Origin of the sequence: Streptomyces sp. RGM 3693 (assembly GCF_050471125.1) — a bacterium.
In the GTDB taxonomy this organism is placed as follows: Bacteria; Actinomycetota; Actinomycetes; order Streptomycetales; family Streptomycetaceae; genus Streptomyces.
The window spans coordinates 3,699,567-3,713,832 of the sequence record NZ_JBMPPQ010000001.1 but is presented as its reverse complement, the minus strand read 5'-3'; the positions used below and the strand labels follow the sequence as shown (position 1 = coordinate 3,713,832).

15 protein-coding genes are annotated in these 14,266 nt (G+C 70.9%); 8 read left to right on the top strand and 7 right to left on the bottom strand.

Annotated features, from left to right (window positions below):
• The first annotated feature begins 68 nt into the window (after positions 1–68).
• Complete coding sequence (locus ACO0M4_RS16430) at positions 69–1,313, top strand: alginate lyase family protein (protein WP_430370971.1); 1,245 nt, start codon at positions 69–71, stop codon at positions 1,311–1,313.
• Positions 1,314–1,407: 94 nt separating this feature from the next.
• Here the strand turns inward: ACO0M4_RS16430 and ACO0M4_RS16425 are convergent, their stop codons facing one another.
• On the bottom strand, positions 1,408–2,016 hold the full coding sequence (locus ACO0M4_RS16425) for a DUF7691 family protein (RefSeq protein WP_430370969.1): 609 nt from the start codon (positions 2,014–2,016) through the stop codon (positions 1,408–1,410).
• A gap of 70 nt (positions 2,017–2,086) precedes the next feature.
• A complete protein-coding gene (locus ACO0M4_RS16420) occupies positions 2,087–3,457 on the bottom strand; it encodes a cytochrome P450 (RefSeq protein ID WP_430370967.1) in 1,371 nt (456 codons plus the stop codon).
• Between the two features lie 338 nt (positions 3,458–3,795).
• On the opposite strand from ACO0M4_RS16420, the gene ACO0M4_RS16415 reads away from it, so the two are divergent.
• Positions 3,796–4,410 carry a TetR/AcrR family transcriptional regulator C-terminal domain-containing protein gene (locus ACO0M4_RS16415; protein WP_430371410.1) on the top strand — a complete coding sequence of 205 codons (615 nt, stop codon included), beginning with the start codon at positions 3,796–3,798 and terminating at the stop codon, positions 4,408–4,410.
• A gap of 92 nt (positions 4,411–4,502) precedes the next feature.
• Here ACO0M4_RS16415 and ACO0M4_RS16410 read toward each other — a convergent pair whose 3' ends face one another.
• Positions 4,503–4,967, bottom strand: a complete 465-nt coding sequence (locus ACO0M4_RS16410) for a DUF6194 family protein (RefSeq protein WP_430371408.1) — start codon at positions 4,965–4,967, stop codon at positions 4,503–4,505.
• A gap of 47 nt (positions 4,968–5,014) precedes the next feature.
• Here ACO0M4_RS16410 and ACO0M4_RS16405 point away from each other — a divergent pair, with 47 nt between their 5' ends.
• The gene (locus ACO0M4_RS16405; protein ID WP_430370966.1) at positions 5,015–5,800 is read left to right on the top strand and encodes a MerR family transcriptional regulator; all 786 of its coding nucleotides are present in this window, start codon (positions 5,015–5,017) and stop codon (positions 5,798–5,800) included.
• 100 nt (positions 5,801–5,900) lie between these two features.
• On the opposite strand, the gene ACO0M4_RS16400 is transcribed toward ACO0M4_RS16405, so the two are convergent.
• The 3 genes from ACO0M4_RS16400 to ACO0M4_RS16390 all read right to left on the bottom strand — a co-directional run bounded on the left by ACO0M4_RS16400 (position 5,901) and on the right by ACO0M4_RS16390 (position 8,101).
• Entirely contained in the window at positions 5,901–6,119 is a 219-nt protein-coding gene (locus tag ACO0M4_RS16400; protein ID WP_430370964.1) for a hypothetical protein, read from the bottom strand.
• Between the two features lie 102 nt (positions 6,120–6,221).
• Positions 6,222–7,202, bottom strand: a complete 981-nt coding sequence (locus tag ACO0M4_RS16395; RefSeq protein ID WP_430370962.1) for a helix-turn-helix transcriptional regulator — start codon at positions 7,200–7,202, stop codon at positions 6,222–6,224.
• Positions 7,203–7,384: 182 nt separating this feature from the next.
• Positions 7,385–8,101, bottom strand: a complete 717-nt coding sequence (locus ACO0M4_RS16390) for an SDR family oxidoreductase (RefSeq protein WP_430370961.1) — start codon at positions 8,099–8,101, stop codon at positions 7,385–7,387.
• Positions 8,102–8,212: 111 nt separating this feature from the next.
• On the opposite strand from ACO0M4_RS16390, the gene ACO0M4_RS16385 reads away from it, so the two are divergent.
• The 5 genes from ACO0M4_RS16385 to ACO0M4_RS16365 all read left to right on the top strand — a co-directional run bounded on the left by ACO0M4_RS16385 (position 8,213) and on the right by ACO0M4_RS16365 (position 13,549).
• Positions 8,213–9,040, top strand: coding sequence for a helix-turn-helix transcriptional regulator (locus tag ACO0M4_RS16385; RefSeq protein ID WP_430371406.1), 828 nt, complete (start codon positions 8,213–8,215; stop codon positions 9,038–9,040).
• A 400-nt stretch (positions 9,041–9,440) separates the two neighbouring features.
• The gene (locus tag ACO0M4_RS16380) at positions 9,441–10,439 is read left to right on the top strand and encodes a TIGR01777 family oxidoreductase (RefSeq protein ID WP_430370960.1); all 999 of its coding nucleotides are present in this window, start codon (positions 9,441–9,443) and stop codon (positions 10,437–10,439) included.
• A gap of 126 nt (positions 10,440–10,565) precedes the next feature.
• Positions 10,566–11,039 (top strand): carboxymuconolactone decarboxylase family protein, encoded by a 474-nt coding sequence (locus tag ACO0M4_RS16375; RefSeq protein ID WP_430370959.1) that lies wholly within the window; start codon positions 10,566–10,568, stop codon positions 11,037–11,039.
• Positions 11,040–11,269: 230 nt separating this feature from the next.
• Positions 11,270–12,127 carry a class I SAM-dependent methyltransferase gene (locus ACO0M4_RS16370; RefSeq protein ID WP_430370957.1) on the top strand — a complete coding sequence of 286 codons (858 nt, stop codon included), beginning with the start codon at positions 11,270–11,272 and terminating at the stop codon, positions 12,125–12,127.
• Positions 12,128–12,556: 429 nt separating this feature from the next.
• A complete protein-coding gene (locus tag ACO0M4_RS16365; RefSeq protein ID WP_430370956.1) occupies positions 12,557–13,549 on the top strand; it encodes an esterase/lipase family protein in 993 nt (330 codons plus the stop codon).
• A 366-nt stretch (positions 13,550–13,915) separates the two neighbouring features.
• Here the strand turns inward: ACO0M4_RS16365 and ACO0M4_RS16360 are convergent, their stop codons facing one another.
• The gene (locus ACO0M4_RS16360) at positions 13,916–14,191 is read right to left on the bottom strand and encodes an aldo/keto reductase (RefSeq protein WP_430370955.1); all 276 of its coding nucleotides are present in this window, start codon (positions 14,189–14,191) and stop codon (positions 13,916–13,918) included.
• Positions 14,192–14,266: the final 75 nt, after the last annotated feature.

The window sequence follows — 14,266 nt, the reverse complement described above, 5'->3', positions numbered from 1 at the left end:
GTTAGGAAGGTTTCCTAACAACTCTGGGCATGGGTGTTCACCTCCACTTCCGAGAGGACGGTTCTCCGATGGGCCGCAAGACCACGACGTCCCTGATCGCCGGCGCAGTGCTCACCGCCCTCCTCACGCTCACCACCCTCTCGCCCGCCGGGGCCGGTTCGGCGCGCACCGCCGCCGCGAGCCCGGTGGCCAGGGCCGCCGATCCGGGGCCGGACCGTGACCCGGCGCGGCCGTTCCGCCACCCCGGCGTCCTGGTCGGCGGCCAACAGCTGGCCTTCGTCAAAGACCGGTTGGCCGCCGGGGCCGAGCCGTGGACGTCCGCCTTCGCGGAACTGCGGGCCAGCCGGTACGCCTCCCTCGACTGGCAGGCCAAACCCCGCGCCATCGTCGAGTGCGGATCCAGTTCACACCCCAACAACGGCTGCTCCGACGAACGCGACGACTCGATGGCCGCGTACACGGACGCGCTCCAGTGGGCCCTCAGCCACGACCAGCGCTACGCGCACAAGGCGATCACGATCATGGATGCCTGGTCGGCCGTCATCCAGGAACACACCAACTCCAACGCCCAGCTGCAGACCGGCTGGGCGGGCAACAACTGGGCCCGGGCCGCCGAGTTGATCCGGCACACGGGGGCCGGCTGGCCGGCCGCCTCCGTCGACCGCTTCGCCACGATGCTGCGCACCGTCTACCTGCCCGAACTGACGCCGGGCAGCCCGCGCAAGAACGGCAACTGGGAACTGATCGAGACCGACGCACTCATGGGCATCGCGGTCTTCCTCGACGACCACGGGGCGTTCAACCGGGCCGTGACGATGTGGCGGAGCCGCCTGCCCGCGTACGTCTACCTGGCGTCGGACGGAGCGCTACCGGTGCCACCACCGCACGCCGGGATCAACGGGCGGGACGCACTCGTCAAGTACTGGCAGGGCCAGTCGGACTTCAGGGACGGGCTCGCACAGGAAACCTGCCGCGACTTCGGGCACACCGGTTGGGGACTGGAGGCAGCCGCGCAGACCGCCGAGACCGCCCGGCTACAAGGGCTCGACCTGTGGGCCGAGGGCCGCGAACGCCTGGTCAAGGCCCTGGAGTTCCACACCGCGTACGCCAACGGGGCCAGCGCGCCGGACTGGCTGTGCGGCGGAACGGTCAAGACCGGCCTCGGCCCAGCCGTCCAGCTCGCCTACGACGAGTACCACCTGCGGGAGGGCATCGCGATGCCGCAGACCGAACGGTACGTGGCCGCGCACAGCCCCTTCGGGGCCAACTACTTCATCGGCTGGGAGACCCTGACGCACACCAACGCCCCGTGAGCGGCGAGCCCGTGCTGCCCCGGCCGGAGCCCGGCCGGCCCGGCTGTCGCACCGCGGCCCGTGCCACATACGAGCAGGCGCCGCAGGACTGGCGTCAGGAACGGAAGCCGATGACACCGAAGCCTGGCCGCGCCTGCGCATGCCGCATCCACTCCAGGCACTGCATGACGGCCTCCACCACCTCGGGCTCCAGCGGCGGCGCGTGATCCGCCCGCTTGGTGGCCTCGAACTCCTCCAGCGCCTGCGCTATCTGCTCGGGCGTCCACGCGCCGCACCCCGGCGTGTCCGCATACGGAACGGGAGCGGGCGGAGTCCCGTAGCTGAACGCGCTCACGGACACGGACGTGATGCGCAGGTCCTTCAGCCCCTGGTCGACCGTCTCCAGCCAGCCACCGCGGTGCGGAGTGAAACAGTCGTTGGCCAGGAACGAACCGGTCAACGCGCAGAGCCTCTTGTAGGCGTAGCCGTACTGGAAGGCGTGGTGGGAGTGGTCGCTGAAGGGGCCGCCGTGAAGGACCGCGCGGAGCGCGTCGTACGCGTTGGGGGCGCCTGCCTCGATCTCGTGGCTGAAGTAGTCGTCGTCCCGGGCCAGATCGTCCGCGAACCGGGTACGGATCACGTCCAGTAGTTCGTCGTCGCGGGATCCGACCAGGGCGCGGGTCGCGGCGACGTCGAGCAGATAGACACTCAGTGAAGAACTCATGGCACGACCTTAGAGGCGACCACTGACAGTGCCGTTTCCCGCGTCGTCGTCGTGACCGGCTCGCTCCCCCTTAGGAAGCCGGGGCCTGCGCGGTGGTGCCGAGTCGGGCGGGAAGGTGGGCATAGCCGCGCAGGATCCGGGTGCTGCGGCGACGGGCTCCGGTACGGAGGGTGAGGTGCGGAAAGCGGCCATAGAGGGCTTGCAGGCCGACTTCGGCTTCCATGCGGGCGAGGGCGGCGCCCAGGCAGTAGTGCCGTCCGCCGGAGAAGGAGAGGTGTTCCTTGGCGTTGGGCCGGGTGATGTCGAACCGGTGCGGTTCGGCGAAGAGTGCGGCGTCGCGGTTGGCGCCGGCGAGCAGCAGGGTGACGATCGCTCCGCGCGGCACCCGCTGGCCGCCAACCCTGGTGTCGCGAACGGCGGTTCGCCCCGTGAGGAACACCGGTGGGTCGAAGCGGAGCATCTCATCGACGGCGTTCGGCCACCGGGACGGGTCGTCGTGGAGGGCGTCGCGCTGGTCGGGGTGACGGTCGAGCAGGGCGATGCCGTTGCCGAGCAGATTCACCGTGGTTTCGAATCCGGCGGCGAGCACGAGGCCGGCGGTGGCGCGCAGCTCGGTCCTGGTCAGGCCCCGGCCGTCGTCGTCGCGGGCGGTGACCAGTTGGCTGAGGAGGTTGGTGCCGGGCTGCCGTCGGACCTGTTCGATGTGCTGCGCCAGCCACCCGTCGAAGTCGGTCAGGCAGCGTTCGACGGTCAGGAAGCGACGCCAGGACAACCCGAAGTCGAGGCTGGGTGCCGCGCCCGTACCGAGGCGGAGCACACGGTGCCGCTCGGAGTGGGGGACGCCGAGGATTTCGGCGATCACGGTGACGGGCAGCAGGCCGCAGTACGTGGCGACCAGATCGACGTCGGCGGCGCCGGGCGCGCGGCGTTGGAGGTCATCGAGGAGTTCCTCGGCGATCTCCTCGGCACGGGTGCGGAGTTGCTGCACGGCGCGCACGGAGAAGACGCGGGTGACGAGCCTGCGGTATCTGGTGTGCTCGGGTGGCTCGGTGACCAGCAAAGACGGGGGCTTCAACGGCCCGACGGGCGCGGACGCACCGGCCCAGGAGGCCAGTTGCGTGAGCGGTCCCCCCGTGGCGCGTACGGCGCCGGTGCGGAAGTCGTTGCTGGTGAGCACCTCGTGGACGGTGGGGTGGGAGGCCGTGACGAAGCCGTAGCGACTGCGGTGCACGGGCCCGTCCGCACGGATGCGGTCCATCAGTTGGCGCTCGATCACAGCCGCCTCCCCCTGGGGGCGCGGGTCCCGGGAGAGCGCCACCAATTGGCCGTTGAGGTCACCCCGGCGGGCCGCGCGGTCCATGGCCAGCCGGGGCAGGGCATGCCCGAGGGCCCACCGGACGTGGCGGGCGAACAGCCGTTGGGTGAGGGGGAGGTCACTCATGACGTGGGTCGCTTCCTTCCGTGGTGCGCCGTCCCGTACCCGCTCGTGCGGCGGCACGGCCGCTCGCGTACCGGGGCGCGGAAAAGCGGGGTGGTCGGGCTCCTCGCGCGGGGCCGGCTCGGCGAGGCCGGCACGGTCACCTCACCGCGCTACGAAGACTTGCACTGCAAGTCACCGGCGAGAGGACGCTAAACTTGCAGTGCAAGTGATGTCAAGGAGCGGGTGATCGCCGCAGCCGGATCGGCCGCGGGCAGGAGGGTGATGTGACGGTTCGAGGCACTGGCCGCGGCAGAAGACTCGGCCTGACGCGGGAGAAGGTGATCGCCGCGGCCGTGACGATGATCGACCGCGACGGCGCCGACGCCTTCTCCCTACGCAAACTGGCCATCGAACTCGACGTCGAGAACATGTCCCTCTACAGCCACGTGCCCAACAAGGACGCCCTCCTGGACGGCGTGGCCGAAGCACTCCTCGCCGAGGTCGACTTCCCCCACAACGACACCGACAGCTGGCAGGACCGGATACGCGCCCACGCCGCGGCCTTCCGCGCCGAAGCCCAACGCCATCCGAAGGCGTTCCCCCTCGTGCTCACCCGCCCCACGCGGTCCCCCGCGGCGCTGCTGGCCCTCCACTCCACCCTGGCCACCCTCACCGACCTCGCTCTTGAGCCGGAGGAGCGGGTCCACGTCCTGCGCAGCTACACCGCCTTCATGATCGGCTCGATCATGCGGGAGCTGGGCCACGCCCTCTACCTGGGCTCCCTGGACGACCACCAGGTCCAGCAGCAGAGCGACGACATCGCGGCCACCGGCGACCCGATCCTGATCGCCACCGCCCCGTACCTGGCCGCCCGCAACCACGACGCCGAATTCCACTACGGACTGGAACTGCTGATCGCCGGCCTGGCAGCCCGGGCCGGCGTTCCGTACGACGGCGGCCCCTCGAAGCCCTGACGCCGGCCCGCGGCGCCCTGTCCGCGACACGGGTACGACATCAGGCGAACGGGCCCCGCACGCAGCTCAGCGCCGGTTTTCCGGCACCCTCCTCACCTTCCCGGCTCGTGTCGCCGCGCCAACCGGCCACGCGCGGCGTCGTGGGCACCGCGCAGCAACTGCGCGAGAAGGTCCCCCGTCCGCTCGCCGGGGTTGACGACGGAGATCCAGCCGAGTGCCCCGTACACCGGGTGGGGCAACACCACATCGACGGCCGAGTGGTCCCGGGGCCGGGTGAGGCTGCGCGGCTCCTCCTCCGTCAGCTCCCGGAACGTCGCCCGGTCGACGTGGATGTTCACCCGCCAGCGTCCCGCAGGGTCAAGGTCGGATGTGGCGTCGTCGGGGTAGTTCTTGGTGACGATCGTCCCGTAAGGCTGGGTGGTCCGCGGCATCTGGCCGTCGGGCGCGTAGTAGAAGAACGCGTCCCCCCACACGAGCTCCGGCAAGTCGCCGCCGGGCTCCGGGAGGACCACGAGCGCCCCGTCGAAGCCGCGCACCGTCGCGATGATCTGTTCCATACTCATGGTTCAAGCATCTCCTTCAAGTGCTTCTGTGGGGTTGGCCGATGGGTGAGCTGGTGAGCGGTGGGCAACGGGCACCGCTGCGCACGGTCGAGGTCGCCAGGGAGTCGGGGTACTCGGTGCAACAGGTGCGCGACTTGGAGCGGCTCGGGGTCCTTCCCCCGGCCGCTCGGTCGAGCAACGGGTACCGCGCCTACACGGCCGTTCACGTGCACGCACTGCGCGCCTATCGAGGGCTCGCGAGCGCCATGGGTCCGGTCGCCGCCCGACGGATGCTCACGGAACTGCGAACGGGCCCGCTCGCGGAGGCGGCCTCGGCGATCAACGAGGTCCATGTGCGGCTCGCGCGGGAACGGGACGAGGCCCTGCGCGCCCAACGGGCGTTGCGGGCGATTCAGGCCGAGGCGCAGACATCCGAGTTCGAGCAGGACAGCGACGCGATGACGATCACGGAGCTCGCCGGAGCGCTCCACGTACGCACCTCGACCCTGCGGTTCTGGGAGCAGGAAGGACTCATCACGCCCGAGCGCGTGACGTCGCTGCGAGCACGTCGTTACGATCTCTCCGCCATCAGGGCGGCCCGTATCGTCGCGGCCCTCCGCAGCACCGGCTACGGCATTCCGGCCGTGCGCGAGATCATCGGCTCCCTGCACCAGCTCGACGGCCTGGAAAAGACCCAACACGTCCTGCAACAGCGTCTTGGCCAGATCGCGACCCGGACCGTGGCATTGCTCCGTGCCGGCGCAGACCTGGCAGCCGTCGTCACGTCCCCCGTCGAACCGACTGCCACGGCCACAACCGGGACTGGGACCAGGAGCGGGACTGTCTAGGCGACATCGCACGCTGGCGATCCGGAGTCGTGCCGGGAGGGCTGCTGGGCGCCCAGGTCGCGTAGGTCGCGCAGTCATCGGCCCGACGCTGAACGTCGTGTCACCCTCCGCCCGTCCACGTCTCCGGGCCACCGCCCTGCCACTGGATCAGGTCCGGGTCATGAAGATCGACCTGGTCGGGGTCGAGGCCGGCGCGGCGGACGAACTCCAGGACGTCGATCATTCCGTAGGCCAGGCCCACCGAGTCGTGGCCGATCCAGACCCGGCGCCCGCCGTCCGCCGCCGGCGCGTCGACCATGATCTTGGGAGCGTTGTCCATGGCTCCACGGTGCAGGCTCCTTGCCGGCGGCGCGCCTGCCGTCGGCCCACCTGGGCGAGCCACCGACGGTGGCGCCGCCCCCCTCGCTCTCCGTCAGGTCACTCATTCCGCCGCGGCGGGGTCGGGAAAAGCGGCGTGCCAGGTGCGCTGGGCCGTGCCGCGCAGGTGATCGAGGACGTCGGGGTCGGCGTCGAGGGTGTAGTCCGCGTCGAGGCCGACCAGGGTCTGAGCGATGCGGGGCAGGTAGTCGTCGGAGGCATCGACCAGGCAGGTGTTCCCGTCGCCGGGGCGGACGCGGGTGGCCAGACCCGGAGTGCGGGCGCGGACCTGCTCGGCGGAGGTGTGCACGGTGGCGACGGCCCGGTAGCGGGTGGGGGCGGCGGACAGCCGGCTCGCCACGAAGGCGGCGGGGTCTTCGCCGGGTATGGGGCGGGGTGGGACACGTCGGCCGGTGGGGGTGGCGTTACTGATGCGGTCGAGGCGGAAGAGACGCCAGTCGTCCTTGTCGGTGTCGTGGGCGAGGAGGTACCAGAGGTTGCCGGAGGCGACCAGGTGGCAGGGCTCGGCCCGGCGGCAGGTGGTGGTGCCGTGGCGGGTGCGGTAGTCGAAGCCGACGATCTCGTGGTCGCGGCAGGCCACGGCGAGGGCCGCGAGGAGCACGGGGTCGGCGCGGGCCCCGCGGGTTTCCCAGGCGATGCCACTGGCGGATGCCTGGACAGCGGTGACCTGGCCGCGCAGGCGGCGCGGGAGGACCTGTTCGAGCTTGGCCAGGGCACGCACGGCGGTCTCCTCGATACCGGTCAGTCCGCCGGCGGCGGTGCGCAGGGCGACGGCGATGGCGACGGCTTCGTCGTCGTCCAGGAGGAGGGGCGGCAGGTCGGTGCCGGAGGCGAGGCGGTAGCCACCGGCGTGGCCGCGTGCGCTGTCGACGGGGTAGCCCAGCTCGCGCAGGCGGTCGATGTCGCGGCGGACGGTGCGCACCGTCACGCCGAGTCGTTCGGCGAGCTCGGCACCGGACCATTCCCGCCTGGTCTGCAGCAGGGACAGCAGCCGCAACAGGCGGGCGGTCATGTCGCTCGTCATGCATTCCACTATGCCCGAGTCAAAGGACACCGCCTGTCCTGAATTCCCGTCCGGCTGCCCGCCCACCGGATCCGCCTGGCTCCAGGCAGATCCAGGCGGTTCCAGGCAGCTCCAGGCAGCTCCAGGCAGCTCCAGGCATGAAGAACCGTCCGGGCAAGGAGAGCGGGGCGGCGCCGGTCCTGTCAGGTGAGGAGGCGGTGGCCACCGTCCACGTCCAGCACCGTGCCGGTGATGAATCCGTTGCGCATCACCGAAAGGAACGCCTGGGCAATGTCGTTGGGGGTGCCGATCCGCCTGGCGGGGAGTCGCTCGGCCAGCTCGGCGAAGGCAGCCTGCTTGTCCATGCCGAGCTGGTCCCAGATGGCGGTGTCCACCCAGCCCGGAGAGATCACATTGACGCGCACGGGCGCCAACTCGACCGCCAGGCCGTATGCCAACGACGCGAGCGCACCATTGGCCGCGGCCACGATGGTGTTCGCTCCATTCGGACGGTACGCGTTGATTCCCGAGGTGTACGTGATCGACCCGGTCACCCGCCCGACCGCGTATTTGCCGACGAGCCAGGCACCGAGCAGCTTGGTGTCCACGACGGCCTCGGCTGCCGCCATGGCGACATCGGTGATCCGGCCGTACGCCCCGGTCACGTCTGCCGCGGTGACCGCCACATGGTCCACGCGCTCCACCCGGGCGAACAGTTCGGCCACGTCCTCCTCGCGGCCGATGTCTGCCCGCACCGTGCTGATCTTCCCTTGCGCGGCCTCGCCCAACTCCTCCTTGGCGGCCGCGAGTCGGTCGGCAGACCGGCCGACGATCGTTACGTCCATGCGCTCGGCGAGCAGGGTCCGGGCCAGGGCTAGGCCCATCCCGGAGCCGCCGCCGATGATCATTGCGTCAGTCATGATCCGAGCTTCTGCCGAACGTCGGGGCCCGGGAAGGCCGTGCGGTTCCTGGGTGTGACAGGGCCACCCAGGAGTGGATCATTCGATGGCACACTCAGGGGCGTGAACGCGATGGCGGAGTTCCTTCGGATCCGGCGCGGGCGGATCGGCCCGGCAGACGTCGGATTGCCCACCGGGCCGGGGCTCCGGCGCGCCCCCGGGCTGCGTCGCGAGGAACTGGCCGCGCTGGCCGGGGTGAGCGTGGACTACTACACCCGCATCGAGCAGGGCCGGGAGACCGCGCCCAGCGACGCGGTACTGGACGCACTGGCCCGGGCCCTGCGCCTCACCGACGACGAGCACGCCCATCTGCTCGCCCTCGCCGACCGGACGGCCGGACGAACACCGCGCCGCCCGCCCGCCGACCCACAACCAGTCAGCGCCGGCCTGCGGCTGCTACTGGAATCGGTCCGGCCCAACCCGGCGTACGTACTCAACGAGATCAATGACGTGCGGGCCGCCAACCCCGAGGGCCTGGCACTGCTGTCCGGGCTCGCCGACTGGCCGCCTGGCCAGCGGAACATGATCCGGTACGCCTTCCTGCACCCGGCCGCGCGAACGGTCTTCACCGACTGGGACCGGGTGGCCCGCAACAGCGTCGCGCACCTGCACACCGCCGAGCAGACCGCCCCGGACCGGACCGCCACGCTGGTCGCCGAACTGTCCTCGGCCAGTGGCGAGTTCGCCGCGCTGTGGCTGCGGCACGAGGTATGGGTCAAACGCGGCGGCGAGACCGCGTTCCACCATCCGGCGCTCGGCCCGCTCACCCTCACCAACGAGGTGCTCAACACCGCCGACCACAGTCAGCGCGTCCTGCTCTACCAAGCCACACCCGGCACCGCCGAACACGACGCGCTGGTCCTGCTGGCGATGACGACCCAGGACACCGGCACCTCGTAGACCTCACCGACCCGCCCGCGGTCGACGAGGGCAAGCCCTCCCCCGTCGCGTACCTGCGGGCCGGAATGACGGTGTGGGGCGCGATCGCCGCCGTCGCGGTGCAGGGCGTGCACCGTCACTTCAACAGCCTGCGTGAGGCGGTCCCGCACGTCCCGGCCTTCGCGTCCGGAGCACGGGGGCACGCCGCGGCTTGAGCCCGTCCGCCAACGGGCCGGCCGCCTGCGGCCCTGGCGCGGGAAGCAACCAGGAGTTCCAGCGGTACACCGTCGTCGATCGCGGCCGACTCGGGCGGAGCTCGACAAACGGCCGGGATGCCACCCCGCTCCTCACCCACACCCCCATTTTGAACACGTTCAATTCTGCGGGTTACGCTGATGTCCACCGAAGCTGAGGGGGCTCGATGAAGGTAGTGCTGCCCGGGGGAACCGGACAGGTGGGCGCGATCCTCGACCGTGCGCTGACGGCCGCCGGCCACGAGGTCACGGTGGTGACCAGACACCCGACGCGGGAGCGTGACATCGGCTGGGACGGGACCACGCTCGGTGCCTGGGCCGAGGCGGTCGACGGCTGCGATGTCGTGATCAACCTGGCCGGACGCAGCGTCTCCTGCCGCTACACCGCCGGCAACCTGCGGGCCATGATGGATTCCCGGGTCGACTCGGCGCGGGTGGTCGGCGAGGCGATCGCCGCCGCCGCGCGGCCACCACGTGTCTGGTTGCAGATGAGTACCGCGACGATCTACGCCCATCGCTTCGATGCGGCGCACGACGAGGCGACGGGGGTGATCGGCGGCTCGGAGGCCGGGGTGCCGGACTACTGGGCGTACAGCGTCGAGATCGCGAAAAACTGGGAGCGGGCGCAGGCCGAGGCGCGGACGCCGGCGACGCGGAAGGTGGCGCTGCGCTCGGCGATGGTCATGAGTCCGGATCGGGGCGGGGTCTTCGACGTACTGCTGCGGCTGGCACGACTGGGGCTGGGCGGGCCGGTCGCCGGCGGTGCGCAGTACGTCTCCTGGATCCACGACGAGGACTTCGTCCGCGCGGTGGAGTTCCTGATCGCCAGGGACGACGTCGAAGGGCCGGTGAACCTTGCGTCGCCCGGCCCCCTCCCGCACCGGGAGTTCATGCGGGCACTGCGCGCGGCCCGGGGCGTCCCGGTAGGGCTGCCGGCGACGCGGTGGATGGCGGAGCTGGGGGCGTTCGCGCTGCGCACAGACACGGAGCTGCTGCTCAAGAGCCGCCGGGTGGTGCCGGGTCGGCTGCGTGCGGCCGGGTTCGACTTCGCGCATCCTGAATGGGAGAGGGCGGCCGCGGACCTCGTTCGGCGGACCAAGGCGTTCCGTTCGGATCACCGGGCGGGCCGGACGTACCCGGGAGCGGTACCACGGCAGCGATCCTGAACGTCGTCGGTGGTCGCCACCGCAACGCGGGCCGGGGCGACGCACGTCACATGCGTTCGTGTCACATCGTGCCGGGCCCCATCCGTCAGAGGTGTGTAGCCACCGACAACGGCAGAGGAGCTCATCGTGGATGCCCGTTTGAACGTCTTCGAAAGTCCGACCGCAGGCAAGTTCCTGAAGCACATCGTCTCGGCGGGCAAGGTGATCTCGGACTCACCACTGCCGGCCGCGACCCAGCAACTGGTGGCGCTGCGCGCGAGCCAGATCAACGGCTGCGGCTTCTGCGTCGACATGCACACCAAGGACGCCACGGCCGCCGGTGAGACATCGGTGCGCCTCAACCTGGTCGCGGCGTGGCGGGAGGCCACGGTCTTCACCGAGGCCGAGCGCGCCGCGCTGGAACTGGCGGAAGAGGGGACCCGGATCTCGGATGGTGCCGGTGGGGTCACGGACGAGGTCTGGGCACGTGCCGCCGAGCACTACGACGAGGAGCAGCTCGTCGCCCTGGTGTCCCTGATCGCGCTGATGGGCACCTTCAACCGACTGAACGTCATCACCCGGCAGCCCGCCGGCGACTACCAGCCCGGGCAGTTCGGATAGCCGGCAGCACCTGCCCCGGAGCCGGGGCCGTCCCCGCCCACACCACAGGCGGCGGCCCCGGGCCCCGGACTGCGGACTGCGGACTGCGGACTGCGGACTGCGGACTGCGAGCCCTTCGTTCCGGGACCCGAGCGGGCTCCCGGCAAGGACCGGCATGGGGAAATCGGAGAATGGCCGACTCACGGCAGGCGACCTCCCCGTCGCGGGGCGGGTCGCCTACCGTGACCACCATGTCGTTTGGGATTCCTGGCAATGACCCGGCATCGGTGCCGTCGCGCCGCCACATCTTCGGCGACGACGCCGAGCAGTACGACACGGCCAGGCCCGGCTATCCCCACCAACTCGTCGATGACGTCCTGGACTTCTCCGCTCCGGCCGCGAGCGAGCCGACACTGGAGGTGGGTGCCGGAACCGGCAAGGCCACACTCGCCTTCGCCCGGCCCGGCGTACCGATGACGTGCGTCGAACCGGACGTCCGCATGGCCCAGGTGCTGCGCCGCCGCTGCGCGCGACTGCCCGGCGGCAAGGTCAGCATCGAGGTCGCCGACTTCGAAACCTGGCGTCCCTCGCGACGCTACGGCCTGCTGTACTGCGCACAGGCATGGCACTGGGTCGACCCCGCCGTCCGCTGGGCCAAAGCGCGGGCCGCGCTCGCACCCGGCGGAGCGATAGCCCTCTTCTGGAACCACTGGTTCCTCCAGTGCGGGAAACTGACGGACCGGCTGACCGCCGCCCACACCCGGCACGGCATCGAGATTCCGCCGGACACCCTTCTCGATCCCCGCCTCCGTCCCGCGCGCCGGGGCCCCGAGGCGCGCCAGTGGCGCGAGATGACGGCGTCCGGCTTCGTCGACCCGGACCACCGCCTCTACGCCTCCGTACACGAACGGTCCACGTCTGCCCTCATCGGCCTGTTCGCCTCCTACGGGGGCTACCGCGCACTCCCGTCCGAGCCCCGCGAGCAGCTCTTCGACGACATGACCCACCTCGTGGACGAACACGGCGGACACGCCCACGTGAAGGTGATCACGAGCCTCTTCCTGGGGCGCACACGAGTCGATGCCGCCCCGGCGGCCTTGCAGTCGTAGGGAACCGACGTGACGCGAGGACACCGCCCACGCTGGCCGTCACCCACGAACTGGGCATGACGAACCGACCCACAGGGGGGGCGGCGGAAGGCGGGTCAGGCGCTGACGAGCCCGCCCGCGTGAACGCCTCCCCGGCCGGTGAACCCGCCCGAGAACACCGAGCAGACCTCAACGCACTGACGGCCCAGCTGGACGGCCGCCCGGCCAAGCTCGCCGACGACGCTGGTCTTCAACGCGCGCGGCGGGAACCGGGGCCGTCCACGGTGACGCACCGTCCGGGACGACTTCTTTCGCCGTCACTTCACTGGTACGGAATGATTACCAACCGTAACTTACTCGTCAGTCACCACGTTGGCCCTTGCGATCCGGGGCTCAGGCGAACGGCTCACGGATCATTTCGGAGTCCTCTTCCCCCGCAAGGAGCACCGTATGAAGCTGCCTTGGTCGAGACTGCTCACCGCCCTTCCGGCGGTCACCTTGGCCGCGGGTCTCACCACTGCGCCCGCCGCCGCTGCCCGCCCGTCGGCCACCGTGCTTCCCAACAAGTCTCTCGGGGTGCCCCTCCACACGCCCCCCACCGCGATTCCCCGGGGGCCTTTGGGACGGCCCCTCCTCAAGCCGTCCGCCGTAGGCGCCCCACGGCACGCCCCCTGGGCGGCCAGCGTCAGCAGTGGCTGGAACAACTTCTCCTGCGAGCCGTCCGCTCGGCACCCCCGCCCGGTCGTCCTCGTCCACGGCACCCTCGCCAACTCCGTCGACAACTGGCTGGGTCTCGCGCCCTACTTGGTGGCCCGCGGCTATTGCGTCTTCTCCCTGACCTACGGCCAGTTGCTCGGCCTTCCCCTCGTCGGAGGGCTCGGTCCGATCGACAACTCGGCCAGGCAGCTGGCCGTGTACGTCAACCGGGTGCTGGCCGCAACCGGCGCCAGGAAGGTCGATCTCGTCGGACAATCGCAGGGCGGCATGATGCCGCGGGTGTACTTGAAGTTCCACGGCGGCCGCCACAAAGTGCACACGTTGGTCGGGCTGGCCCCCGACAACCACGGCACCGACCTGCACGGCCTGGCCAACCTGCTGGACATCGCCCCGATCAAACAGTCCCTCCACGCGCTCACCCCGGGGCTGATCGAGCAAAAGGCCGGCTCCGCCCTGCTGCGTCGCCTCAACGCCGGCGGCGACACCCTCCCCGGCATCCACTACACCGTCATCGCCACCAAGTACGACGAGGTCGTCACGCCCCACGGCTCGGAGTTCCTCCACGGCCCCCATGTGCACAACATCGTGATCCAGGAACTGTGCCCGACCGATCTCTCCATGCATGCGAGCCTCGGTCTCGTCGACCGGATCGCCTTCCACGAAACGGCCAACGCGCTCGACCCGGCACACGCCACCCCCACCACCTGCGCGTCCGCCCTGACCTGACCTGACGGACCGGACCCAGCGTCCCCGTTCTGCGCTGTCCAGGCGGCGCACGCAGAGGGCTTACCCGGCCGGGACGGGGGTGCCCGGCCGGGACGGGGGTGCCCAGCCGGGGACAGCGTCCATGGGCGTAAGCGTCTTCGGCCGGACCGTCGGGGTCGTGGTACCCCGTCGTCGACGGCGACATCGTCACGGACGGCTTGCCGACCCGGTCGGACACGGTGGCCGGACGCCGCCGCGCACCCGGGGCCGGTGCCTGGCGTCAGTCGCCGGGGGCGGCCACCAGTTTCCGTACGGTCATCGGCTCGGCGAGGGCGAGTTCGAGCACCTGGCTGGTGTGTTGGAAGTGGGCGGTGGCGAAGTGCGCGGTCAGGGGCGGGCCGGGCCCGTGCCGGCGCCGGAGGTGGTGATGGCCGCGGCGGTCTCATCCAGGTCGGCCGGCGTCAGTTGCACCGAGCCGGTGCCGATCCAGCCGTCTACCTGAGTGGTCTTGCGGGCGCCGACGATGGCACCGGTGACGCCGAGCCAGGCAAGTGCCCAGGCAACGGCGGTCTCGGCAACGGTGGCGCCGTGGCGCTCGGCGACTGGCCGTAGCGCGTCGGCCAGGCGGAGGTTGGCGGCGAGTCCGGAGGTGAAGTCGCACACCGGGTCACGCCGCGACCGGGACCGGTTCGCCGGTGCGCGCGGCCCACGAACCGCACTACGGAATGCGCGAAAGCA

Bases quoted from the DNA above. Each gene is read 5' to 3' on its own strand.
- ACO0M4_RS16430 (WP_430370971.1), top strand. From the start codon at position 69: ATGGGCCGCAAGACCACGACGTCCCTGATCGCCGGCGCAGTGCTCACC.
- ACO0M4_RS16425 (WP_430370969.1), bottom strand. From the start codon at position 2,016: ATGAGTTCTTCACTGAGTGTCTATCTGCTCGACGTCGCCGCGACCCGC.
- ACO0M4_RS16420 (WP_430370967.1), bottom strand. From the start codon at position 3,457: ATGAGTGACCTCCCCCTCACCCAACGGCTGTTCGCCCGCCACGTCCGG.
- ACO0M4_RS16415 (WP_430371410.1), top strand. From the start codon at position 3,796: ATGATCGACCGCGACGGCGCCGACGCCTTCTCCCTACGCAAACTGGCC.
- ACO0M4_RS16410 (WP_430371408.1), bottom strand. From the start codon at position 4,967: ATGGAACAGATCATCGCGACGGTGCGCGGCTTCGACGGGGCGCTCGTG.
- ACO0M4_RS16405 (WP_430370966.1), top strand. From the start codon at position 5,015: ATGGGTGAGCTGGTGAGCGGTGGGCAACGGGCACCGCTGCGCACGGTC.
- ACO0M4_RS16400 (WP_430370964.1), bottom strand. From the start codon at position 6,119: ATGGACAACGCTCCCAAGATCATGGTCGACGCGCCGGCGGCGGACGGC.
- ACO0M4_RS16395 (WP_430370962.1), bottom strand. From the start codon at position 7,202: ATGACGAGCGACATGACCGCCCGCCTGTTGCGGCTGCTGTCCCTGCTG.
- ACO0M4_RS16390 (WP_430370961.1), bottom strand. From the start codon at position 8,101: ATGACTGACGCAATGATCATCGGCGGCGGCTCCGGGATGGGCCTAGCC.
- ACO0M4_RS16385 (WP_430371406.1), top strand. From the start codon at position 8,213: ATGGCGGAGTTCCTTCGGATCCGGCGCGGGCGGATCGGCCCGGCAGAC.
- ACO0M4_RS16380 (WP_430370960.1), top strand. From the start codon at position 9,441: ATGAAGGTAGTGCTGCCCGGGGGAACCGGACAGGTGGGCGCGATCCTC.
- ACO0M4_RS16370 (WP_430370957.1), top strand. From the start codon at position 11,270: ATGTCGTTTGGGATTCCTGGCAATGACCCGGCATCGGTGCCGTCGCGC.
- ACO0M4_RS16365 (WP_430370956.1), top strand. From the start codon at position 12,557: ATGAAGCTGCCTTGGTCGAGACTGCTCACCGCCCTTCCGGCGGTCACC.